17 protein-coding genes and 6 pseudogenes are annotated in these 22,545 nt (G+C 38.2%); 21 read left to right on the top strand and 2 right to left on the bottom strand.

Translation table 11 applies throughout. The annotated features are described in order from the left end of the window. Window positions 1–337 precede the first annotated feature (337 nt). From ARADI_RS06860 to glnB, 5 genes and pseudogenes are all read left to right on the top strand, one after another. Window positions 338–1,779, top strand: a pseudogene (locus ARADI_RS06860) (sensor histidine kinase). Beyond that, entirely contained in the window at window positions 1,779–2,600 is an 822-nt protein-coding gene (gene qseG, locus ARADI_RS06855; protein ID WP_119711539.1) for a two-component system QseEF-associated lipoprotein QseG, read from the top strand. The pseudogene ARADI_RS06860 and the gene qseG overlap by 1 nt, the downstream one beginning before the upstream one ends. Window positions 2,601–2,626: 26 nt before the next feature. Then, window positions 2,627–3,964, top strand: coding sequence for a two-component system response regulator GlrR (gene glrR, locus ARADI_RS06850; RefSeq protein WP_119711538.1), 1,338 nt, complete (start codon window positions 2,627–2,629; stop codon window positions 3,962–3,964). A 29-nt stretch (window positions 3,965–3,993) separates the two neighbouring features. Continuing rightward, window positions 3,994–5,616 (top strand): NAD+ synthase, encoded by a 1,623-nt coding sequence (locus ARADI_RS06845; RefSeq protein WP_119711537.1) that lies wholly within the window; start codon window positions 3,994–3,996, stop codon window positions 5,614–5,616. A 15-nt stretch (window positions 5,617–5,631) separates the two neighbouring features. Continuing rightward, a pseudogene (gene glnB, locus ARADI_RS06840) lies at window positions 5,632–5,970 on the top strand (nitrogen regulatory protein P-II). Window positions 5,971–6,079: 109 nt separating this feature from the next. Here glnB and hmpA read toward each other — a convergent pair. After that, a pseudogene (gene hmpA, locus ARADI_RS06835) lies at window positions 6,080–7,288 on the bottom strand (NO-inducible flavohemoprotein). Between the two features lie 289 nt (window positions 7,289–7,577). Between hmpA and glyA the strand changes: the two are divergent. Together glyA and ARADI_RS06825 are read left to right on the top strand one after the other, a co-directional pair. Then, window positions 7,578–8,831 (top strand): serine hydroxymethyltransferase, encoded by a 1,254-nt coding sequence (gene glyA / locus ARADI_RS06830; RefSeq protein WP_119711536.1) that lies wholly within the window; start codon window positions 7,578–7,580, stop codon window positions 8,829–8,831. Window positions 8,832–8,920: 89 nt separating this feature from the next. Beyond that, a pseudogene (locus ARADI_RS06825) lies at window positions 8,921–10,065 on the top strand (3-phenylpropionate MFS transporter). Between the two features lie 361 nt (window positions 10,066–10,426). Here the strand turns inward: ARADI_RS06825 and suhB are convergent. Beyond that, a complete protein-coding gene (gene suhB / locus ARADI_RS06820; protein WP_119711535.1) occupies window positions 10,427–11,230 on the bottom strand; it encodes an inositol-1-monophosphatase in 804 nt (267 codons plus the stop codon). Between the two features lie 125 nt (window positions 11,231–11,355). Here suhB and trmJ point away from each other — a divergent pair, with 125 nt between their 5' ends. The 14 genes and pseudogenes from trmJ to ARADI_RS06750 all read left to right on the top strand — a co-directional run bounded on the left by trmJ (window position 11,356) and on the right by ARADI_RS06750 (window position 22,451). After that, on the top strand, window positions 11,356–12,084 hold the full coding sequence (trmJ, locus tag ARADI_RS06815) for a tRNA (cytosine(32)/uridine(32)-2'-O)-methyltransferase TrmJ (RefSeq protein ID WP_119711534.1): 729 nt from the start codon (window positions 11,356–11,358) through the stop codon (window positions 12,082–12,084). Between the two features lie 87 nt (window positions 12,085–12,171). Continuing rightward, window positions 12,172–12,666: a Fe-S cluster assembly transcriptional regulator IscR gene (iscR, locus tag ARADI_RS06810; protein WP_119711533.1), complete on the top strand. Its 495-nt coding sequence runs from the start codon at window positions 12,172–12,174 to the stop codon at window positions 12,664–12,666. Between the two features lie 81 nt (window positions 12,667–12,747). After that, window positions 12,748–13,962, top strand: a pseudogene (locus ARADI_RS06805) (IscS subfamily cysteine desulfurase). A gap of 24 nt (window positions 13,963–13,986) precedes the next feature. Continuing rightward, the gene (iscU, locus tag ARADI_RS06800) at window positions 13,987–14,373 is read left to right on the top strand and encodes a Fe-S cluster assembly scaffold IscU (RefSeq protein WP_119711532.1); all 387 of its coding nucleotides are present in this window, start codon (window positions 13,987–13,989) and stop codon (window positions 14,371–14,373) included. A gap of 119 nt (window positions 14,374–14,492) precedes the next feature. Next, the gene (iscA, locus tag ARADI_RS06795) at window positions 14,493–14,816 is read left to right on the top strand and encodes an iron-sulfur cluster assembly protein IscA (protein ID WP_119711531.1); all 324 of its coding nucleotides are present in this window, start codon (window positions 14,493–14,495) and stop codon (window positions 14,814–14,816) included. A gap of 92 nt (window positions 14,817–14,908) precedes the next feature. Further along, window positions 14,909–15,430 (top strand): co-chaperone HscB, encoded by a 522-nt coding sequence (hscB, locus tag ARADI_RS06790; protein WP_119711530.1) that lies wholly within the window; start codon window positions 14,909–14,911, stop codon window positions 15,428–15,430. A gap of 10 nt (window positions 15,431–15,440) precedes the next feature. After that, window positions 15,441–17,294, top strand: a complete 1,854-nt coding sequence (hscA, locus tag ARADI_RS06785) for a Fe-S protein assembly chaperone HscA (RefSeq protein WP_119711529.1) — start codon at window positions 15,441–15,443, stop codon at window positions 17,292–17,294. A gap of 2 nt (window positions 17,295–17,296) precedes the next feature. Continuing rightward, on the top strand, window positions 17,297–17,632 hold the full coding sequence (fdx, locus tag ARADI_RS06780) for an ISC system 2Fe-2S type ferredoxin (RefSeq protein ID WP_032114746.1): 336 nt from the start codon (window positions 17,297–17,299) through the stop codon (window positions 17,630–17,632). Window positions 17,633–17,664: 32 nt separating this feature from the next. Continuing rightward, window positions 17,665–17,865, top strand: a complete 201-nt coding sequence (gene iscX, locus ARADI_RS06775; protein WP_119711641.1) for a Fe-S cluster assembly protein IscX — start codon at window positions 17,665–17,667, stop codon at window positions 17,863–17,865. Window positions 17,866–18,032: 167 nt separating this feature from the next. Beyond that, window positions 18,033–19,327, top strand: a pseudogene (gene pepB, locus ARADI_RS06770) (aminopeptidase PepB). 96 nt (window positions 19,328–19,423) lie between these two features. Beyond that, window positions 19,424–19,816 (top strand): enhanced serine sensitivity protein SseB C-terminal domain-containing protein, encoded by a 393-nt coding sequence (locus tag ARADI_RS06765; RefSeq protein WP_119711528.1) that lies wholly within the window; start codon window positions 19,424–19,426, stop codon window positions 19,814–19,816. A 373-nt stretch (window positions 19,817–20,189) separates the two neighbouring features. Next, window positions 20,190–20,615 carry a nucleoside-diphosphate kinase gene (ndk, locus tag ARADI_RS06760; RefSeq protein ID WP_119711527.1) on the top strand — a complete coding sequence of 142 codons (426 nt, stop codon included), beginning with the start codon at window positions 20,190–20,192 and terminating at the stop codon, window positions 20,613–20,615. Window positions 20,616–20,802: 187 nt separating this feature from the next. Then, window positions 20,803–21,975, top strand: a complete 1,173-nt coding sequence (gene rlmN, locus ARADI_RS06755) for a dual-specificity RNA methyltransferase RlmN (RefSeq protein WP_119711526.1) — start codon at window positions 20,803–20,805, stop codon at window positions 21,973–21,975. A gap of 77 nt (window positions 21,976–22,052) precedes the next feature. Next, entirely contained in the window at window positions 22,053–22,451 is a 399-nt protein-coding gene (locus ARADI_RS06750; protein ID WP_147392382.1) for a fimbrial assembly protein, read from the top strand. Window positions 22,452–22,545 lie beyond the last annotated feature (94 nt).

Raw genomic sequence — 22,545 nt, 5'->3', positions numbered from 1 at the left:
CAGCAGCATGATATTTGCTTATAAACAAGCTTTATCAAACATCGGGCGACACGTGGAGTGAGGCACTATCTATTAAAAATTCACTGCTCTCCTCGACAAAATCGGTGGGGCACAGTGAATTATTTAATAAAGTATTTATTGTTGCTGCTTAAGCGTATGAATATTATTTACTCTCCTTGCCTTATTCCCTTATTAATTAAAATGTTACCCTCGATTTTGGTGATTAAAAGACTATTTTTTACATAACAATCAAATTAGAAATTTTTTATTAAATAGGCAGGCAAATTCACTATCGAATACAAGTTCTGTTACCATAATAGTATGAATAGGTAATGAGATGATTTCTTTGAATAAGTGGCATTCTTTTCCGCGTTCACTACGCCAACTGGTGGTGATGGCTTTTTTATTGGTTCTTTTGCCATTATTAATATTGGCATACCAGGCCTATCAAAGTTTAGATCAATTGAGTAATCAAGCGGCTGATATCAACCGTACAACTTTGCTTGATGCGTGGCGCAGCGAAATCATGACGAGTACTGCGCTTGAAATGGAGCGTAGTTATCGTCAATATTGTGTGTTAAACGATCAAACTTTTGCTGCTCTATATAAGAAAAACGGCAAGAATATAGTGAGATGCTAGCTCGTCAAATGACTATTTTGCCTGATAAAAACCAAATTGCGACTATTCAAACCTTACTGGAAGATCTCTCCGATTTAAAATGCGAAAATAACTCACCTATCCCGGCAATGGCTACGGCACTTGAACGTTTTTCGGTTACCAATAATCAGTTAGTACAATTAACACGTGATGTTGTATTTGGTCGTGGTACGCAATTGCAGAATACAATTGCTGAAAAAGGTCAATATTTTGGTTGGCAAACGCTAATTGTGTTTTTATTGAGTGTATTATTAGTTGTGTTGTTTACTAGAATGATTATTGGTCCGGTTAAAGCTATTGAGCGTATGATTAATCATCTTGGGGGGCAGGAGGAACATTTTTCACCAGATTTGAACGTTTTAAGGGTCCTAGTGAGTTACGTTCATTAGCTCAGCGTATTGTTTGGTTAAGTGAGCGACTGAGTTGGTTGGAATCACAACGGCATGAATTTTTACGTCATATTTCTCATGAATTAAAGACACCTTTAGCCAGTATGCGTGAAGGGGCTGAACTATTAGCTGATGAAGTAGCAGGGCCTTTGACTTTAGACCAACGAGACGTTGTCGCTATTTTGGATAATAGTAGTAAACATTTGCAACAACTCATTGAGCAATTATTAGATTATAATCGTCAGTTAGCCGATGGGCCAGCACAAATTCAGCAAATTGATTTAACCAAGTTAGTGGCAAATGTCGTTTCCTCACATAATCTAACGGCTAGAGCTAAAAATATTCAAACTGAAATTGAGTTAAATATTATTCATTGTGTGCAGAGCCAACTTTTTTGGCAAGAGTAATCGATAATCTCTACTCTAATGCAGTGCACTATGGCTCTAAATCGGATAAGATCTGGATAATAAGCAATGAAACTGATGATAAACTCCAAATCGATATCGCTAATACAGAAACACCTATCCCAAAATCTGAACAAAAAATATGATTTATGAATCTTTTTTTCAAGGATCTTTATTGCGTAAAGGGGCAGTAAAAGGAAGCGGGTTAGGATTAAGTATTGCCCAAGATTATATTAAAAGAATGAATGGTCAATTGTTGCTTATTGATTATCAGGTTGCTGATGTCTGTTTTCGTATTGAGCTACCACTAACCACAGAGTATGAATAATGCCAAATTGGTTTAATTACAACACCCTAATAGCCGCAGGGATAATGCGGAAAACATGGCATATTGCATCTGCGAGGCTAAGTTGTGGGGGATTGTTTTCCACTAAATGGAAAATAAAGTTAACAGCACTTTTTTTTTTACCTTTTTTATTAATAGCTTGTACTAAATATCACCATCCATTACCACTGGATATGATAAATGAATCGATACCAATAGAAGAACGTATAACAGATTATCGCTATGTTACTTGTGAAAAAATATGGAATATAGATAGTGAGAATGCTTCAGATAACCCGCTTTACTGGTTGAGAATTGTTGACTGTGCTAATCGATTGAATAAAGAGCAAGTGGCTTTGATGGTTAAAACAATTCAGTTAATTAATTGGCAAAATGTTTTTCGACATAGTATTTTACTCGATGTCGTAGAGCCAACCATCGCCGCCCGGCGTAAAATAATTGATAATTTGAATAGTTATAGTTTGCAGTTCGCTTCACCTATTCGTCCACTATTGGAATTATGGCGTGAAAAGCAAATCCAGATTGTTAATGTTAAAGAAGCAAATGCTAAATATTTACGTTTACAACAAGAGAGCGATAATAAACTAGATCGTTTAGCTGAACAAAACGCTCATCTAACCTATGAATTAAATATTGTCTCACGTAAGTTGGAAAATCTGACCGATATTGAACGACAACTTTCTTCACGCAAACAGCAGGAACAAGCTGTTTCAAGCGGAAAAATGGATAAAAGCAGTACCAATTCAACAGCAAATAATAGCGTGGAGCCGAAAACGACAGATGTGACTAAAGAGTCTTATTAGGTTGATAAAAGGGGATAAAATCCCCAATGACAGTGTATAAATCAGCCAATCTATTATTAGTAGATGATAATCCCGGGCTGTTAAAATTATTGGGTATGCGTTTGACTAGTGAAGGATTTAAGGTGGTTACCACAGAAAATGGTGTGGATGCCTTGAAAATTCTAGCAAAAGATAAAATTGATCTGGTTATTAGTGATTTGCGTATGGATGAAATGAATGGCATGGCAATTTTTACGGAGATACAGAAACAGCAACCAGGCATGCCGGTCATTATTTTAACGGCACATGGTTCAATCCCTGATGCGGTAGCGGCAACACAAAGAGGGGTATCGAGTTTTCTCACTAAGCCGGTTGATCGTGATGCCCTCTATAAAGCGATTGGTGAAGCCTTGGCTATGTCAATTTCCGTTTCTGATGAAAATTGGAGTGAGGAGATTGTCACTCGTAGCCCGATAATGCTTCGTTTATTAGAACAAGCACGTATGGTGGCGCAATCTGATGTTAGTATATTAATAAATGGACAAAGTGGTACTGGTAAAGAAGTGTTGGCACGAGCGATTCATCGTGCTAGTCCTAGAGCTAAAAAACCCTTTATTGCAATTAACTGTGGGGCTTTACCTGAGCAGCTTTTAGAATCGGAGCTGTTTGGTCATACCAAGGGCGCTTTTACCGGCGCGGTTACACATCGTGAAGGTCTATTTCTCGCTGCGCAAGGTGGGACACTATTTCTCGATGAAATTGGTGATATGCCTTTGTCTCTTCAAGTGAAACTATTGCGGGTTTTGCAAGAACGTAAAGTGCGGCCTTTAGGCAGTAACCGTGATTTGGATATTGATGTTCGAATTATTTCAGCAACCCATCGTGATTTACCAAAGGCAATGGAAAAAAATGAATTTCGGAAAGATCTCTATTACCATTTGAATGTGGTAAATATCAAAATCCCTACTCTTAATGAGGGTTCGGAGGATATTTCTTTATTAGCAAATCATTTGTTAAGGGAATCAATAAAGCGTCATAAACCTTTTGTGCGTAGCCTATCAAAGGATGCAATGAAATGTTTAATGGCGGCAAGCTGGCCGGGTAATGTAAGGCAATTAGTGAATGTTATTGAGCAGTGTGTTGCATTAACAACCGCGCCGGTTATTAGTGAAGCATTAGTCATTCAAGCGCTGCAAGGCGAGAATACTGTATTACCTACTTTTGTTGAGGCTCGCAATCAATTTGAGCTTAATTATTTGCGTAAATTGTTACAAATGACAAAAGGTAATGTTACCCATGCCGCGCGTATGGCAGGTCGAAACCGAACGGAGTTTTATAAGTTATTAGCCAGGCATAAACTGGATGCTAATAATTTTAAAGAATAATTTTTATTATGTCTGGAGAATGAAATTTTATGAACCGAACGCTGAATATTGCACTAGCACAATTAAATTGGCTGGTAGGTGATATTGAAGGCAACTGTGAACGCATGTTGCAGGAAGCTAAGGCTCAACAGTTACAGGGTGCAGATCTTATTCTGTTTTCGGAATTAGCTTTAACTGGCTATCCGCCCGAGGATTTACTTTTTCGGCCGGATTTTTACCAACGCTGTAGCAAACAACTTGATCGTCTGAAAGATGCTAGTCAAAATATCGCCATTGTTGTTGGTCATCCATGCTGGCAAAACGAAAAGTGTTATAATGCATTGTCATTTTTCTGGCAGGGGCAGCTAGTGGCGCAATATTTTAAGCAACAATTGCCTAATTATGGTGTTTTTGATGAAAAACGTTATTTTCATTCAGCTAACGAAACTTGCGTAATACCTTTTAAAGGTTACAAATTAGGTTTTTTAATTTGTGAAGATGTCTGGTTTAATGAGCCAGTTGATGCAATTAAAGCCAAAGGTGCTGATGTCCTAATTATCATTAATGCTTCACCTTACAATCGTGAAAAGCCGCATATTCGTTCAACATTATTAAAATCACACTGTCAAAGAACACAATTGCCAATTGTCTATTTAAACCAGGTTGGTGGACAAGATGAACTCATCTTTGATGGCGGTTCAAAAGTATTCAATGGCAAGGGTGAGATAACGCATTATTTAGCACAGTTTGCTGAGCAAGTTCTCCAGTGTAAATTTAATGATGATGAACCACTGCCAGTGACTAATTCAGCAAAAATTTTATCACCAATAGCCCAGGTTTATGAAGCATTAGTCATGGCAATCCGTGACTATATTAATAAAAATAGATTCTCTGGCGTTATTTTGGGATTATCTGGCGGAATTGATTCAGCTTTAACCTTGGCTATTGCAGTAGATGCTTTAGGTAAAGATAAAGTTCAGGCAGTAATGATGCCTTTCAAATATACGGCTGAAATGAGTATCCACGATGCCAAAGAGCAGGCAACATTGTTAGATATTAAACTTGTGATAATATCTATTGAAGCCATGTATGATGCATTTATGGCAGGTTTGTCACCATTATTTAACGGCATGGCGCCCGACACAACCGAAGAGAATTTGCAGGCCCGCTGTCGGGCTATCATTCTGATGGCAATATCGAATAAGCATCGCCGTTTAGTATTAACGACCAGTAACAAAAGTGAGTCCACCGTTGGTTATACCACTCTTTATGGTGATATGGCCGGCGGGTTTGCGGTGCTTAAAGATGTACCAAAGATGTTAGTATTTGAGCTAGCAAAGTATCGAAATACGATTTCACCAATCATCCCTCAGCGAGTGATCGAACGTCAGCCTTCTGCTGAGCTAGCGCCAGGGCAGCTCGATCAGGATAATTTACCCCCTTATCTTGTGTTGGATGCGATCCTGGAAGGTTATGTTGAACAGGATAAATCGGTTAGTGAATTAGTTGCGGCTGGATTTGATGAAGTAACAGTTCGTAAAGTGATTAAGTTAGTTGATGTTAATGAATATAAACGGCGTCAGGCACCGATAGGTCCGCGCGTTACAATGCGAAATTTCAATAAGGATAGGCGTTACCCAATTACTTCGGCTTTTGGTCGTAAAAACTGGTGATAATAGGATAATTTGATGAAAAAAATTGATGCAATTATCAAACCTTTCAAGTTGGATGATGTAAGAGAGGCTTTAGCTGATGTCGGTATAACCGGAATGACAGTGGCGGAAGTAAAAGGGTTTGGACGCCAAAAAGGTCATACAGAACTTTATCGTGGTGCAGAATATATGGTTGATTTTTTTGCCTAAAGTAAAAATTGAACTTGTTGTTCCGGACGATATTGTTGACAGTTGTATTGAAACGATAATACAGACGGCACAAACGGGAAAAATTGGTGATGGCAAAATTTTTGTTTGGATATTGCTCATGTGATCCGTATTCGAACCGGCGAGCAGGATGAAGCGGCTATTTGATTTTAAAGGGTAACAGATGGTTGAAAGTTACAAAGGAGTTGATATAGAATCTGTAACTTTTTGTTCCATCTGTTACCACTTACCCTGGTTTTAGTGAGGCTTTTAATTATTATTGTTCATTTCCCTCAATAACTTTATGTGGTCCAAAACACTCATAGTGTATGTGACTGGTATTTACTCCCATGGGGGGCAACTGTTTGGCGATAAATTGCATAAAGTTGACTGAACCACAGAAGTAATAATGCATATTTTTAAGATTAAGCTGCTCTTTTACTTTTGACAGCTCCATTAACCCTTGGTATTGGTACTGTTCTTGTGGTCTGTCTTGCTCTCGTGGATTGTTATACCAAACGGCACTGAAGCCATGAGTAAAATCGGTTAATTTATTTTTTACTTCATTAGCAAAGGCGTGATGTCCACCATGCTCTGTCGCGTGTAGCCAATTCAGTGGTGCTTTATGTTGTTACTGATGTAGGTTTTCCAACATACTTATCATCGGCGTTAAGCCGACACCGGCTGAAATTAGTGTTACTGGTGTATCGGCGTTAATGGCGAGAAAAAAATCACCGCAGGGTGGTGCCAGTTTGACGATATCACCTTCTTTTATCTCATTATGAAGATAGTTTGATACACTTCCTTTTTCTTCACGTTTTACAGCGATACAATAACTTTTGCCATTAGGTGCATTGGTTAATGAATATTGCCGAATTTGTTGATTAGTGAGTTTTTCATTATCCTGTAGGTAAATAGTTAAATATTGTCCAGGGCGGAAATCGACTACTTTATTACCATCCTCTGGAATAAATTGAAAACTGGTGATCGTTTCGCTGCGCGGGATCTTTTTAGCCACTTTGAAATGACGTAAACCTCGCCAACCTCCGATACACTCTTCATTTGTTTGGTAGATCTGCTCTTCACGGTTAATAAAGATATCCGCTAGCACGTCAAAAGCTTTAGCCCAGGCATCAATAATTTCTTTTCCAGGCTGAAATAGCTCATCAATGGTATGCAATAGATGTTGACCAATAATCGAATAATGTTCAGGTTTTATATTCAGACTGGCATGTTTTTGGGCGATTTTTTCAATGGCAGGCAGTAAGGCTGAAACATTATCAATATTGCTGGCAGAGAGGCAAATGGCATTGAATAAAGCTTCTCTTTGTTCACCATTAATTTGATGACTCATGTTGAAAATATCTTTTAATTCAGGGTTATGTTGAAACATACGCTGATAAAAATGAGCGGTTAATTTAGGGCCGGTGGAGATAATAAGAGGAATAGTTGATTTGACGGTCGCGATAGTTTGAGTATCTATCATATAAAATTCCTAAGTTTTGGCCTGAGTTTATAAATTTCATTTCATATACAACTTAAGTTATTTAGTATTAAAAGTAAATAATTAATTGTAAAACTGAGATTGAATTAGCATATTTAAATTGACAATAAAATCGCTATTGAGAAATGTTTTATTTGATAATTCGGATGTGGCAATCGTTTGCGTAATTTTTTTATTTTTGGGCTATCTCAGTGAGCTAAAAGAGTTTACATTGTGTGATATTCATTTAGTTGAATAAAGATTTAAAATGTGGCTGAGTCAGGAGAAGTAAATGTTAAAGCGTGAAATGAATATTGCAGATTATGATCAAGAACTATGGCAGGCAATGGAAAATGAAGTTAAGCGTCAGGAAGAGCATATTGAGTTAATCGCTTCAGAAAATTATACCAGTCCAAGAGTTATGCAGGCTCAAGGTTCTCAACTTACGAATAAATACGCCGAAGGATATTCTGGAAAACGTTATTATGGTGGTTGTGAATATGTTGATATTGTTGAACAACTCGCTATAGATCGGGCAAAAACTTTATTTGCTGCGGATTTTGCTAATGTTCAGCCACACTCAGGTTCACAAGCTAATACCGCTGTTTATATGGCTTTATTGCAACCTGGTGATACGGTATTAGGCATGAATTTAGCACATGGTGGACATTTAACCCATGGCTCACCCGTCAATTTTTCCGGTAAGCTTTATAATATCGTTCCTTATGGTATCGATGAAGAGGGTAAAATTGATTACGACGATATAGCCACTCAGGCACAAAAGCATAAACCTAAAATGATCATTGGCGGTTTTTCTGCTTATTCAGGCGTGGTTGACTGGGCTAAAATACGTCGAATTGCAGATAGTATTGGTGCTTATTTATTTGTTGATATGGCACATGTCGCTGGTTTGATCGCTGCTGGAATTTATCCTAACCCTGTTCCTTATGCAAATGTCGTGACGACCACTACCCATAAGACTTTGGCTGGTCCTCGTGGTGGTTTGATCTTGGCTAAAGGTGGTGATGAGGCGTTTTACAAAAAACTAAATTCTGCCGTATTCCCTGGTGCTCAGGGTGGCCCGTTAATGCATGTTATTGCTGGTAAAGCAGTTGCATTAAAAGAAGCGATGGAGCCTGAATTTAAAACTTATCAACAGCAAGTGGCTAAAAATGCGAAAACGATGGCGGAAGTTTTCATCAAACGTGGTTACAAGGTTGTTTCTGGTGAAACTGAAAACCATTTATTTTTATTAGATTTAGTGGATAAAGGGATCACAGGTAAAGAGGCAGATGCTGCGCTGGGTCGTGCTAATATTACCGTTAATAAAAATAGTGTACCGAATGATCCTCATAGCCCATTTATTACTTCAGGTATTCGTATTGGTTCACCCGCCATTACTCGTCGTGGTTTTAAAGAAAAAGAATCGGCTGAATTGGCCAATTGGATATGTGATATTTTGGATAAGATTGATGATGAAAGCGTGATCCAAAATGTAAAACAAAAAGTATTGTTGATTTGCCAAAAGTTTCCTGTTTATGCATAAATAAGTTAAAATTTAGTCATCCGTTTCGGCACGTTTTAGTTGTTAACTGAAACGAACTTTTTACATCGATAATCAAATTGGAATAAATAATGATTATTCCATCAACACGTTGGCTTGCTTTAGATTATTTTACTTATTTTTTTGCTTATGGCATTTTTTTGCCTTTTATCGCGATTTGGCTAAATGGTGAAGGGCTTGAGGCTGATATAATCGGTATTTTGCTAGCCACCAGCCTTTACCGCTCGTTTTATTGGCTCTTTAATGATCGCACCGATAGTGAAACGAGCCTATCACCCTAATTAGTACTTTGCGTTTATTTGCTGGCTTAACGCTGATCTTTGCTGTTGGATTTACCGTAAGTTCACATTGGTTATAGTTATTATTTATTATGTTGTCTTTCAATCTCTTTTTTTCGTCAATGATACCTTTAACCGATGCGTTAGCCGCGACTTGGCAAAAACAGTTAACATTTGATTATGAAAAATTGAGGGTTTGGGGTTCGATTGCATTTATTATTAGCGCTTCTTGGATCGGTTATTTAGCGAATAGCGGGGGGACATAAAATAATTATTTACGCATTACTTGTCAGTATAATCATTATGCTGTTGACGATGTTATTACAACCTACAGTTATACCTAAAGCCACTTATCGCCAAATAACTAAACAACTATATTATTAAGCAATTATTAGCCGATAGCTCAGTCTGGTGTTTTTTACTGTGCATTAACTTTATTACAAGCTTCTCATGCTGCCTATTATGGTTTTTCTTCAATTTATTGGCAAGAAGTGGGTTATTCCGATGGTATTATTGGCCTGTTATGGTCTTTAAGTATTGTTGTTGAAGTGATTGTGTTTACCTTTAGCCATGTCCTTTTTCGTCATTGGCAGGTAAGTGGATTATGATTGTTATCAGTTAGTTGCGCGGTTGTTCGTTGAGGATTAATGGCCTATTTTACCACTTTACCAATACTGATAGTTAGCCAACTATTACATAGTGGTACTTTTACTGTTTGTCATCTGGCGGCAATGCGTTTTATTAGTGCACGTAGCGAAGGTGAAATTATTCCGCTACAAGCATTTTATTCGGTATTTCGGCTAGGAGGTGGTTTAGTAGTAGTAACAATCGTGGCGGGTTTTGTTTATGAACATTTACCTTTTCACCATAACTGGCTATTTTGGTTAATGGTATTGATTGCCATTCCAGCACTATTTATTCGTCCGAATAAAAAATAACATCATTAAATTCGATGGAATAGCCGAACAATTAAGTTAAAGTTGTTCACTTAATTTGAATAACAGATAACTATTAACCAACTATGCAGATAAAAATTTTTATATTAATACTAAACAAGCAGGCCAATCATTAGAATACCCCTTAATGCCTGAAAATGAATAGGTGTTTTATATCCAATTAAGAAATAAAGCACCGACAACAAGAGTAAATATTGAAAATATTTAGCGGGTTTATCTAACTAATAAAGCCAGGGTGAATTTCTGCCATTTGCAGCCGTCACCAATTAGTAAATGACAAATTACGCCATCAAGACATTATTAACTCAATATAACTTTGGCTATTGCTTTTTAAGCGCATTTTTTAGCATTTCAATGGATCGCTTAACTCAGTCTGCATTCCTTGCGCCATTTTTTTCACTATCTGTGGACTGCCAGCTAGCAGGTTGCCAGAAGTGAGATAATTATGTCCGCCAATGAAGTCGGTTACCATTCCGCCGGCTTCCCGCACTAATAGTTCTCCAGCCATAAAATCCCACGGTTTTAAGCCAATCTCAAAAAAGGCATCGACGCGGCCAGCAGCAACATAAGCTAAGTCCAAAGCCGCTGAACCTGTGCGGCGAAAATCAGCGCATTGTTCAAATAATTTAGCGATAATATTAATATACGCGGCTGAATGTTGTTTTGCTTTGAAAGGAAAACCCGTGGCAATAATTGTCCCTTTTAATTCATTATTATTTTTAAGACGAAGGCGGTAACCGTTTAATTGTGCACCTTGCCCACGTACCGCAGTAAATAGCTCATTAAGCATAGGATTATAAATAGCGGCTATTTCTGTTCGGTCGTTAATACGTGCTGCGATGGAGACGGCAAAATGGGGTAAGCGTTTAGTAAAATTGGTTGTGCCATCCAAAGGATCAATAACCCACTGAATATCATTTTTTTCACCAAGTATTTGATCGCTCTCTTCGGTAATAATGGTATGAGTAGGATAAGATTTTTGAATGACTTCAATAATGATTTGTTCTGTTTTTTTATCAATATTGGTCACGAAATCATTTTGGCCTTTTGCCATTATTTCGATAGAGTCAGGTTTTTCATAGCTTTTAGCAATAAAGTTACCTGCTTGGCGAGCTGCCCGTATAGCAATAGTTAGCATTGGATGCATAGGTTATTTCCACTAGAATGTTAAAGAACAAGAATTAAGCGAGTTCGCCAGTATAACAGAGATTCGTCAACATGACTATGATTGTGGTAGAATAGCCTGATTATTAACGCCAAATAAAGACAATCATGCTAGAAAATATTCGCATTATTTTGGTTGAAACCTCGCATACCGGAAATGTGGGATCAACTGCCCGTGCGATGAAAACGATGGGGCTAACTAATTTGTACTTAGTTAATCCACTCATATTGCCGGATGCGCAGGCTATTGCATTATCAGCTGGCGCCAGTGATGTTATTGGTCAAGCGACTATCGTGAAAATATTAGATCAAGCTTTGCTTGGATGCAGCTTGGTAATTGGAACGAGTGTGCGCGATCGTACGTTATCATGGCCACAGGTAACGCCTCGCGAATGTGGCGAAAAAACCGTCCGTCAGGCAATAAATTCTCCGGTGGCTATCATTTTTGGCCGTGAACGAGTTGGTTTAACAAATGAAGAACTGCAGAGATGCCAATATCATCTTCATATTCCAACCAATCCTGAATATGGTTCACTCAATTTAGCAATGGCTGTTCAATTAATCAGTTATGAAATTCGTATGGCATACCTAGCAATAAATGAAAAAAAATCCTCGGTAGATAATGAAGATAGGGTACAATATCCGCCATTTGAGGATATAGAGCGATTTTATATCCATCTTGAAGCAGTGCTAAATCTATCTGGATTTATCAGAAAGCGTCACCCTGGGCAAATCATGAATAAATTGCGACGTTTATTTACTCGAGCGCGTCCCGAAGTGCAGGAACTCCATATCTTGCGTGGTATTCTCACATCAATTGAAAAATGGCATAAATAATAGTTGAGTAAATTATTAGGTTAAATAGTTGACTAAAATACTCTGGAATGACACAATTTTTGTCACATTTAACTATGGGAATATGTTATGAGACTCACATCTAAAGGACGCTACGCAGTAACAGCCATGCTGGATATGGCATTGTATTCAAAGACAGGGCCTGTGCCATTGACTGATATATCGGAACGTCAAGGCATTTCCCTTTCTTATCTTGAGCAACTTTTTTCTCGACTTCGCAAAAACGAACTGGTTTCCAGTGTTCGTGGCCCTGGCGGCGGATATTTATTAGGTCGGGAAGCGAAAAATATTTTTATCGCTCAAGTGATTTCTGCTGTTGATGAGTCTGTTGATGTCACTCGTTGTCAGGGAAGAAAAGAAGGATGTCAAGGTGGAGAGCGTTGTTTGACCCATGCACTGTGGCGTGATTTCAGTGACCGTATTACCGGTTTTCTTAGTAATATTAGCTTAGAAGAATTGGTCAATAATCAAGAAGTACAAGAAGTTGCTGATCGTCAAGATAACGATAAATACCATGTGAGAGCGACTCATCAATCCGAACCCATTATTAATATACGAGCATAAATTGCACGGTTTTACAAAATAGAATAATTGCAAAGTGATAAAATTTTGAGGCGTTTTTCGTCTTATGGAGCTAGTGAGTTAATGAAACTACCGATTTATTTAGACTACTCGGCGACCACACCGGTTGATCCTCGTGTTGCTTAAAAAATGATCCAGTGTATGACAATGGATGGCAATTTTGGTAATCCATCATCGCGCTCTCATGGTTTTGGCTGGCGGGCTGAAGAAGCTGTTGATATTGCACGAAATCAGATTGCTGAATTAGTCAATGCGGATCCGCGTGAGATTGTTTTTACTTCAGGAGCGACTGAATCAGATAACCTGGCAGTGAAAGGGGTTGCCAATTTCTATCAGAAAAAAGGTAAACATATCATTACCAGTAAAACCGAGCATAAAGCGATTTTGGATACTTGCCGTCAACTTGAGCGTGAAAGTTTTGAAGTGACTTACCTTTCACCACAAAATAGTGGTCTTATTGATTTACATGAACTTGAAGCGGCTATGCGTGATGATACAATTTTGGTTTCTATCATGCATGTTAATAATGAGATTGGAATCATTCAAGATATTGCCTCTATCGGCAAACTTTGCTGCAATCTAGGAATTTTTTTTCATGTTGATGCGACCCAAGCGGTCGGTAAATTACCGATTGATTTGAGTAAACTAAAAGTTGATTTAATGTCTTTCTCAGCGCATAAACTGTATGGACCAATGGGAATAGGTGCACTTTATGTGCGTCGTAAACCCCGTATTCGACTTGAAGCCCAACAACATGGCGGTGGGCATGAACGAGGCATGCGCTCAGGGACATTACCTGTCCACCAAATTGTAGGAATGGGTGAAGCTTATCGGATTGCTAAAGCAGAAATGGCGGTAGAGTCTAATAGATTAAATGCTTTACGCCAACGTTTATGGAACGGCATTAAGAATATTGAAGAAGTTTATCTTAATGGCTCTCTGGTAAATGGCGCACCTCATATTCTGAATGTCAGTTTTAATTATGTAGAAGGTGAATCATTGATGATGGCACTCAAAGATTTGGCTGTCTCATCAGGTTCCGCGTGTACATCGGCAAGCCTCGAACCTTCATATGTACTAAGGGCATTGGGAATGAATGATGAATTAGCTCATAGTTCAATTCGTTTCTCTTTTGGTCGATTCACCACAGAAGAAGAAATCGATTATGCCATCCAGCTAATTCATAATGCGATAGGTCGGCTGCGTGATCTTTCTCCTCTATGGGAGATGTATAAGCAGGGTGTCGATCTTAATAGCATTGAATGGGCTCATCATTAATAGACGGATTAAGGAGTTTGCAATATGGCATATAATGAAAAAGTGATTGATCATTATGAAAATCCACGTAACGTAGGTTCGTTTGATAATGATGATCCAATGGTGGGCAGTGGGATGGTAGGGGCACCTGCATGCGGTGATGTCATGAAGCTTCAGATCAAAGTTAATGACGCAGGCATCATCGAAGATGCGCGTTTCAAAACCTATGGCTGTGGTTCGGCAATTGCATCTAGTTCATTAGTAACGGAATGGATGAAAGGTAAGACATTGGATGAAGCGGAGACTATCAAAAATACGGCTATTGCAGAGGAATTAGAGCTGCCTCCGGTTAAAATTCACTGTTCTATTTTGGCAGAAGATGCGATTAAAGCCGCCATTGAAGACTATAAAAATAAACGGCAAAGCAAATAATTAATTAATTAATTAATTAATTAATTAATTAATTAATATAAAAATCCCTTTTAGGCGTGATGCTATTTTATTTTTGTTTATGGTATCCGCCTGCACTGGTTTTGATTGAGAGGTGTTGTATGTCAATTTCTCTAACAGAAAATGCTGCAGAGCGTATTCTGACTTTCTTACATAACCGAGGAAAAGGTGAAGGATTACGTTTAGGTGTTAGAACTTGTGGCTGCTCGGGCATGGCTTATGTGCTTGAATTTGTTGATATCATTAATGAAGATGATATAGTATTTGAAGACAAAGGCGTAAAAGTTATCGTTGATGGTAAAAGCATTGTTTATCTCAATGGGACAGAATTGGATTTTGTTAAAGAAGGTCTTAATGAAGGTTTTAAGTTTAACAATCCTAACAGCCAAAATGAGTGTGGCTGCGGTGAAAGCTTTAACGTATGAGAATTTATTTATTATTTGTTAAGTCCAAAACTAAATAGACGACGTGATAAATTTTTTAACCGTCTATTTAATATTTTCAACTTAGAGCATTTATGGATTATTTTACCCTTTTCGGTCTGACATTTTCATATTCTATTGATCTTGAGCAATTAACTTACCGTTATCAGGAGTTACAGCGCCAGTATCATCCTGATCGCTTTGCTAACCAATCTGACAGTGAAAAAGTATCTGCACTGCAACAGGCTGCGACAATTAATGCTGCTTATCAAGCCTTAAAACACCCTTTGAAACGTGCTGAATATATGCTCACTTTATATGATATTGATATCAATAATGAGCAATATACTATGCATGATACAGCTTTTTTGATGGAGCAACTTGCGCTACGTGAAGAATTGGAATGTATCGAAACCAGTGTTCAAGCAGAAGAGGCATTAGCCTTGTTTTCCTCTATTTTAGTTAAAACAATAAAAAGCAACTTACAGGAAATGGAAAAACAACTAAATAGTGAACAGTGGATAAATGCAGCTGATACTGTTCGGAAACTTCGTTTTCTTGATAAGTTGCAGCAACAAGTTGAACAATTGGAAGAGCGCTTATTCAATCGTTTTTAGAGTAAATTTTATGGCATTATTACAAATTAGTGAGCCGGGCATGTCGTCGATGCCACATCAGCACCGTTTAGCCGCTGGTATTGATTTAGGTACCACAAATTCGTTGATTGCAACGGTTCGCAGCGGAAAAGCGGAAACAATACCTGATCCAGCAGGATATGAATTGCTACCCTCAATAGTTAGTTATCAACCAACGGCTATTACAGTAGGTAAGCAAGCGCAAGCAAAAGTAGAACAAGATCCGGCTAATACCATTATTTCAGCTAAGCGCTTATTGGGACGCTCACTGGCTGAGATCCAGCAACGTTATCCTAATTTGCCCTACCAATTGACAGCAAGTAAAAATGGCTTACCGCTGATCCAGACAGCCATAGGGCAAGTTGATCCTATTCAAGTTTCTTCTGAGATATTAAAGTCGTTGGTGCAGCGGGCAGAAGAAACATTGAATGGTAGATTAGAAGGTGTAGTGATCACTGTGCCTTCTTATTTTGATGATGCACAACGTCAAGGAACTAAAGATGCGGCGCGGTTGGTCGGATTACAGGTATTACGTTTATTGAATGAACCTACTGCGGCTGCTATTGCCTATGGTTTAGATTCACAACAAGAGGGTATCATCGCGGTTTATGATTTGGGTGGTGGTACTTTTGATATTTCCATTCTTAGGTTACAGCGTGGCGTATTTGAAGTCTTAGCAACGAGCGGAGACACGGCATTAGGAGGTGATGATTTTGATCATCTGCTGGTGGATTGGATATATCAACAAGCGGGTATTACTGATCGCCAAGATCATCGCCTACAGCGACAGATTTTAAATATAGCCAGCCAGGCTAAAATAGCATTAACGAATTGTAGCCATACTGAAATTGAAATCAATGGTTGGCGAGGGGTTTTGTCAAGGGAGCAGCTAAACACATTAATTTGGCCATTGATCAAACGCACTTTATTAACCTGTCGTCGTGCATTGAAAGATGCAGCGCTTGATATCGATGATGTTTTGCAGGTTGTCATGGTGGGTGGTTCGACGCGTGTACCGTTGGTGGTTTCTATGGTTGAAGAATTTTTTGGCCTTACACCATTAACTTCCATTGATCCGGATAAAGTTGTTGCTATTGGAGCGGCTATTCAGGCAGATATTTTAGTTGGTAATAAACCTGATAGTGAAATATTGCTACTGGATGTTACTCCTTTGTCGCTTGGCTTAGAAACCATGGGGGGACTGGTTGAAAAAGTGATCCCACGCAATACGACATTGCCTATCGCTAAGGCACAGGAATTTACTACCTTCAAAGATGGGCAAACAGCCATGACATTTCATATTGTCCAAGGAGAACGTGAAATGGTTAATGATTGTCGTTCCGTAGCGCGTTTTACCCTACGTGGGATACCGCCACTAGCTACCGGCGGAGCGCATATTCGGGTCGTTTTTCAAATAGATGCAGATGGATTATTGAGTGTCAGCGCAGTAGAAAAGTCAACTGGTGTCAGTTCTTCGATTCAAGTTAAACCTTCATATGGTTTAACCGATGAAGAAATTGCCAATATGATCACTGATTCAATCACTAATGCTCAAGGTGATATGGTAGAGCGTCGCCTTGCTGAGCATAAAGTTGAAGCTGCTCGGGTAATAGAAAGTTTAATGGCTGCATTAAAACAAGATGCTCATTTATTGAATAAAGAAGAAAAAACAGCAATTAATAATGCTGTAAATAAATTAGTCAACTGCACACAGGAAAGCTCCTCCCCTGTTGCGATTGAAAATGCAATTAAACAACTGGATAAGCAAACACAGGATTTCGCTGCCAGACGGATGGATATCTCTATTCGTCAGGCATTATCAGGTCATTCTGTGGACGAGATATAATAATGCCGAAAATAATTTTTTTACCGCATAAAGAGTTATGCCCTGAAGGGGCGGTTGTGGAAGTCGAGAAAGGTGAATCAATTCTTAATGCTGCTTTACGTAGTGGTATTGATATTGAACATGCTTGTGAAAAATCTTGTGCTTGTACCACATGCCACTGTATTGTTCGTGAAGGTTTTGATTCACTGGAAGAAAGTTCTGAGCTAGAGGATGACATGCTAGATAAAGCATGGGGGTTAGAGCCTGAAAGCCGCTTAAGTTGTCAGGCTATTGTGACTAACGAAGATCTGGTAATAGAAATTCCTAGATATACGATTAATCATGCCAGAGAGCATTAATCCTTATATTTAATCGCAGGTGGGAGGGGATGATGAGTTTAAAGTGGACTGATAGCCGTGCAATTGCAGAGGCACTCTATGATAAATATCCTAATATTGATCCGCAAACGGTTCGTTTTACCGATATGCATCAATGGATTTGCCAATTAGACGATTTTAATGACAATCCGCAAGCTTCAAATGAAAAGATCCTAGAAGCCATTCTATTAGTATGGCTTGATGAGTATCAATGATGATTGATTAAAGCAATCAATTACATATAAAGCTGGGAATTGCCAGCTTTTTTATTGCTATCACTCATCGTGCAATGTATTAACTCATGATAACCTCTATGATTAATATCTTATATCTATCAATTATTCCATAAACACAATATGACAAACTAAGGTGGGAAGAGGGAATGGAAAAGCAGATCATGCAAGTCTCGCTATCTTATCAAGCAGCGGCGCCTTGTTGGGGAAAGAATGCATTAATCAGTTCTAGTGAACAAGGGATAGTCATTCATCTGAAGCCACAAGCAAAACTGTGTGCTATCCAAAGTGCTGGTCATAGATTGGACAGTCAAGGCATTCATCATGTGCTGTTAGCAGGTAATGACTGGGACTTGGAAAAAAGTTGGGCATTTTGGCAAGGTTTTAGAGCACCTAAGGGAGCGCGTTCGATTGAATGGCCAAACTTATCTGAAAATGAAAAAAAAGAGCTACAATATCGCATCCGAATTATTGATTGAGTACGCGATATTATTAACGCACCGGCTGAAGAATTATCGCCTGAACAGCTGGCTCAGCGTAGCGCTGATTTATTATGTGAAATAGTAAAAGATAATATTAACTACCGTATCATTCAGGGTGAAGAGTTAGCCAAACAGAAATATAGTGAATTTATACTGTAGGCCGTGGCTCAAGCCGCCCACCCACATTACTAGTGCTGGATTATAATCCAATTAGCAATTTAAAAGTACCGGTATTTGCTTGTTTATTAGGAAAGGGAATTACGTTTGATTCTGGTGGTTATAGCATAAAGCCATCTTCATCAATGAATTCAATGAAAGCCGATATGGGTGGGGCGGCTATGCTAACTGGGGCGTTAGCCTTAGCAATAAGCCGAGGTTTAAAACAACTAGTAAAACTTTTCCTCTGCATTGCCGATAATATGGTTAGTGGTAATGCCTTTAAATTAGGTGATATTATTCGCTACCGTAACGGCAAATCTGTTGAAATTATGAATACCGATGCGTAGGGAAGACTGGTTTTAGCAGATGGACTGATCGATTTTTGCAAAGAAAAACCAGCATTAATTATTGATGCTGCTACGTTAACTGGCGCTGCCAAAATCGCGGTTGGTAATTATTATCAATCGGTATTGAGTTTTGATGACAAATTGGTGGCTGAATTGATGTCAGCAGCAGAAATGGAGAATGAACTCTTTTGGCGATTACCTTTAGCTGAATTTCATCGCCGTCAATTAACTTCTGGATTTGCTGATCTCAATAATATTGCATCACCTTCTCATACTGCGGGCGCCTGCACCGCTGCTCCTTTCTTATCTCATTTTGTTGAAAATTATCATAAAGGGTGGTTACATATCGATTGTTCGGCGGCTTATCGTAAATCTGCTATGAATTTATGGGCGGAAGGTGCGACTGGTATTGGCGTCAGGACGATTGCTAGTTTATTGCTAAAAAAAGCAAAATAGCGGTTATTTGGTATGATTATTTACCCAGAAATATTATTTCCTAGGGTAAATAATTAGTTAGTTAGCAAAAGAGGATTAGTTAGGAAAGAAGCTAAAATGGCAGTTGATAAAATCAATCAAGCCGCGCTGATTACTACCATTACGGTGCCAGGTGGTAGTGTCATTAAATTGTGCATACCTGAAACTTTGCCGCAACAATTAATCAATGTACTGTGTCAATTTTTCCAACAACATAAAATCATACGCCGTGCATTTTTGCTGCAGGCGGAGGATGATACCACAGTAGAAGCGTCGGTTATGCTTATTGCTTTAGAAATTAATATTGGCTATGAAAAAGAAGGGCAACAATTAATTCCGCAGTTAGGAAGCATAGTACTTGATTATCTGGAAGCTAATCAGTCAGTTGATTTTTATTTTTTGCACCGAATGGTACAGGTATCGATCATTTTATTGTGTGCCATACGCAGCCATTTTATCAACGTAAAATAGGGAGCTAGTTGCGTAGCACCATCGCTGTTAAAAATTGTTAAATTATGTCACTCATTATTCCCTTATTTATACCCCGCTTTTTTATATTTAAATTTGTTTATGCCTAAATCTTAAAGAGAATTGGGCAGATTATTGTTTGTGATTATGTCTGGTGTTTTAAGTTTTATAAAAATGTGATTTAAGCTAAAGAAATAAAAAAATTGTATAAAAAAATTAACAAAATTTATCGTTAAGTGGGCAATTGAATTGCCAATATTTATAATAGCTAGCTATTTTGCCTTAATAAAAATGATGACAAATCTTTTTCTTGGCAGGCAGAATGGATGCAAGGCAAAAATATCCTGATGAAAAATAACAGCAAAGAGGATTTCTAATGACGATACAACGCACGTTTTCCATTATTAAGCCAAATGCAGTTAAGAAAAATGTTATTGGTGCGATTTATGGCCGGTTTGAGCAAGCTGGATTCGAAATTATTGCTGCTAAAATGGTGCATTTAAGCGAAGAACAGGCAGCTGGATTTTATGCTGAGCATAAAGGTAAGCCTTTTTTTGCTGGATTAGTCGAGTTTATGACCTCAGGCCCCATAATGTTGCAAGTTTTAGCGAGTAACGATGCTATACAGCGTTATCGTGATTTGATGGGCGCAACGGATCCTGCTAAGGCATTGCCAGGGACATTACGTGCTGATTATGCTGATAGTTTTACCGAAAATGCAGTCCATGGTTCAGATTCTGTCGCGTCAGCAGAGAGAGAAATTGCTTTTTTCTTTACTGATGACGAAATTTGTCCACGTTAACAAACAGAAATAGGATATTATTAGCAAAATATTAATAAAGTTTGTAAAATACCATGCCTTGTTAAGTGATTTATTGACAAGGTTATGGCATATAAAGCTATTAAAATAAGATTTAATGCCAATGAATATAGTTAATTATTAAAAATCTACAGTTTTCGCCGAAAAGTGTAATAACGAGGCAATAAAAATGTTTAAATCTAAAACAACAGCACAGTGTGTGCCCTCTTTTTCTCCTGTTACCAAATCAACAAAAGTTAATTTATTGGATATGGATCGTAAACAGATGCGGCAATTTTTTAGTAACATGGGCGAAAAACCATTTCGAGCCGATCAGGTAATGAAATGGATTTATCACCACTGTTATGATGATTTTGATTTGATGACTGATATCAATAAGGTGTTGCGGACTAAATTAAAAGCAGTTGCTGAAATTCGGGCTCCTGAAATTGCGCAAGAGCAGCGCTCTGCTGATGGCACTATCAAATGGGCAATGATCACGGTAGGTGAGCAACAAGTCGAAACAGTCTATATTCCTGAAGATGATCGAGCGACACTTTGTGTCTCTTCTCAAGTTGGCTGTGCCCTTGAATGTAAGTTTTGTTCAACTGCTCAACAAGGTTTCAATCGTAACTTACGCGTTGCAGAAATCATAGGCCAGGTGTGGCGGGCTGCTAAAGTCATTGGCTCTTTGAAATCCAGTGGCCGGCGCCCGATTACCAATGTTGCGATGATGGGAATGGGAGAGCCCCTATTAAATCTAAACAATGTTATTCCAGCAATGGAAATTATGATGGATGATTTTGGCTTTGGATTGTCAAAACGACGGGTGACTTTATCGACGTCAGGTGTTGTGCCTGCGCTTGATAAATTGGGTGATATGATCGATGTTGCTTTGGCAATTTCCTTGCATGCTCCGATTGATGAAATTCGTGACCAGATTGTACCTATCAATAAAAAATACAATATTGAAACCTTTCTGGCTAGTGTTCGGCGTTATCTCACTAAATCTAATGCAAATCAGGGACGTGTTACAGTTGAGTATGTCATGCTAAATGGTGTGAATGATAGTATTGAACATGCTCATCAGCTTGCTGAATGTCTTAAGCATACGCCTAGCAAAATTAATTTAATTCCTTGGAACCCAATTCCTGGTGTGCCTTACAGCCGCAGCTCTAATAGTCGTATTGATCGCTTTGCAAAAGTATTGATGAAATATGGTTACACTACTATTGTGCGTAAAATACGTGGTGATGATATTGATGCGGCCTGTGGTCAATTAGCGGGTGATGTTATTGATCGAACAAAACGAACATTGAAAAAACAGCTTGTTGGTGAACCAATTATAGTAAAAGCAGTCTGAATATTAATTATATAAATAAAGGGAATTAGATATCATAATTCCTTTTATTACCAGCTATATAAACAAACGAGAGTGATATGATAAGGATATCTATCATTAATATTCTATTGTTAGTGGGTTTATTAATAGGATGTACTAGTATTAATAAAGACGTTGATATTGCGATTGTGACACGGACACAGCTAGGCATTGCTTATTTACCAGTAGGGAATTATCCAGCAGCATATTATCATTTTAAGAAGATAATACTGGCAGAGCCAAAAAATGGGATAGCAAATTTGGGCATGGCGGTCATTATGGGTCAGCAAAAGCAACCAGCGTTAGCATTAAAATATTTTAAAGTGGCAATTCGTTCATCAGCAATCAATAATACAAGTATGCGATATTATTATTTAGACTTTTTATGCTCTGAAAACGTATCTGAGGAGATAATTAAATTGAGAAAAGAGGAAGAACGTAGTGGGCTGAATTGTTAAAATATTTCAAAAATAAAATAAGAAATATTATCGGTATGAAGGTTTTTTATTAACTTATAGATGAAGTTTTTTAAAAGCCTTCATGATGTTAAAA

The organism is Arsenophonus endosymbiont of Aleurodicus floccissimus, from assembly GCF_900343025.1.
GTDB lineage: Bacteria > Pseudomonadota > Gammaproteobacteria > Enterobacterales > Enterobacteriaceae > Arsenophonus.
Note: the sequence above shows the minus strand (reverse complement) of the source record. Positions and strands in the feature narration are given on the sequence as shown.

Excerpts from the sequence above, each read along its gene's own strand:
- ARADI_RS06845 (WP_119711537.1), top strand. The coding sequence starts at position 3,994 with ATGAACCGAACGCTGAATATTGCACTAGCACAATTAAATTGGCTGGTA.
- ARADI_RS06750 (WP_147392382.1), top strand. The coding sequence starts at position 22,053 with ATGATAAGGATATCTATCATTAATATTCTATTGTTAGTGGGTTTATTA.
- iscR (WP_119711533.1), top strand. The coding sequence starts at position 12,172 with ATGAGACTCACATCTAAAGGACGCTACGCAGTAACAGCCATGCTGGAT.
- glrR (WP_119711538.1), top strand. The coding sequence starts at position 2,627 with ATGACAGTGTATAAATCAGCCAATCTATTATTAGTAGATGATAATCCC.
- iscX (WP_119711641.1), top strand. The coding sequence starts at position 17,665 with ATGAGTTTAAAGTGGACTGATAGCCGTGCAATTGCAGAGGCACTCTAT.
- ARADI_RS06765 (WP_119711528.1), top strand. The coding sequence starts at position 19,424 with ATGGCAGTTGATAAAATCAATCAAGCCGCGCTGATTACTACCATTACG.
- hscB (WP_119711530.1), top strand. The coding sequence starts at position 14,909 with ATGGATTATTTTACCCTTTTCGGTCTGACATTTTCATATTCTATTGAT.
- rlmN (WP_119711526.1), top strand. The coding sequence starts at position 20,803 with ATGTTTAAATCTAAAACAACAGCACAGTGTGTGCCCTCTTTTTCTCCT.
- qseG (WP_119711539.1), top strand. The coding sequence starts at position 1,779 with ATGCCAAATTGGTTTAATTACAACACCCTAATAGCCGCAGGGATAATG.
- iscA (WP_119711531.1), top strand. The coding sequence starts at position 14,493 with ATGTCAATTTCTCTAACAGAAAATGCTGCAGAGCGTATTCTGACTTTC.
- iscU (WP_119711532.1), top strand. The coding sequence starts at position 13,987 with ATGGCATATAATGAAAAAGTGATTGATCATTATGAAAATCCACGTAAC.
- glyA (WP_119711536.1), top strand. The coding sequence starts at position 7,578 with ATGTTAAAGCGTGAAATGAATATTGCAGATTATGATCAAGAACTATGG.
- suhB (WP_119711535.1), bottom strand. The coding sequence starts at position 11,230 with ATGCATCCAATGCTAACTATTGCTATACGGGCAGCTCGCCAAGCAGGT.
- fdx (WP_032114746.1), top strand. The coding sequence starts at position 17,297 with ATGCCGAAAATAATTTTTTTACCGCATAAAGAGTTATGCCCTGAAGGG.
- hscA (WP_119711529.1), top strand. The coding sequence starts at position 15,441 with ATGGCATTATTACAAATTAGTGAGCCGGGCATGTCGTCGATGCCACAT.
- ndk (WP_119711527.1), top strand. The coding sequence starts at position 20,190 with ATGACGATACAACGCACGTTTTCCATTATTAAGCCAAATGCAGTTAAG.
- trmJ (WP_119711534.1), top strand. The coding sequence starts at position 11,356 with ATGCTAGAAAATATTCGCATTATTTTGGTTGAAACCTCGCATACCGGA.